This window comes from Bradyrhizobium iriomotense, assembly GCF_030160715.1.
GTDB lineage: Bacteria > Pseudomonadota > Alphaproteobacteria > Rhizobiales > Xanthobacteraceae > Bradyrhizobium > Bradyrhizobium iriomotense.
Genome location: NZ_BSOW01000156.1, coordinates 1 through 591, shown reverse-complemented (window position 1 = coordinate 591; position 591 = coordinate 1). Strand labels below are relative to the sequence as shown.

The 591-nt window shown below is 64.5% G+C and carries 1 protein-coding gene; it reads left to right on the top strand.

Going from position 1 to position 591, the window contains the following annotated elements; translation table 11 throughout:
* Window positions 1–591: chemotaxis protein CheA (locus QQL28_RS45775; protein WP_284276449.1), on the top strand; the 591-nt coding region annotated here is incomplete at both ends.

The window sequence follows — 591 nt, the reverse complement described above, 5'->3', positions numbered from 1 at the left end:
AGCGGCTCGCGAGTGGCAAGGGCGAGCAGGGCACCATTCGCCTAAGCGCCTATCACGAGGGCGGCCACATCATCATCTGCATCGCCGACAACGGCCGCGGCCTCAACACCGAGAAGATCAAGGCCAAGGCGCTCTCGAGCGGTCTCGTCACCGAGGCCGAGCTCGAGAAGATGAGCGAAGCGCAAGTCCACAAGTTCATCTTCGCGCCGGGCTTCTCGACCGCGGCCGCCATCACCTCGGTCTCGGGGCGCGGCGTCGGCATGGACGTGGTGCGCACCAATATCGACCAGATCGGCGGCACCATCGACATCAAGAGCGTCGCCGGCGAGGGCTCGTCCGTCACCATCAAGATCCCGCTGACGCTCGCCATCGTCTCCGCCCTGATCGTGGAAGCCGGCGGTGACCGCTTTGCCATTCCGCAATTGTCTGTGGTCGAGCTGGTCCGTGCCCGCGCCAACTCCGAGCATCGTATCGAGCGCATCAAGGACACCGCCGTGCTGCGCCTGCGCAACAAGCTGCTGCCGCTGATCCACCTGAAGAAGCTTTTGAAGATCGACGACGGCGCCGCCTCCGATCCCGAGAACGGCTTTA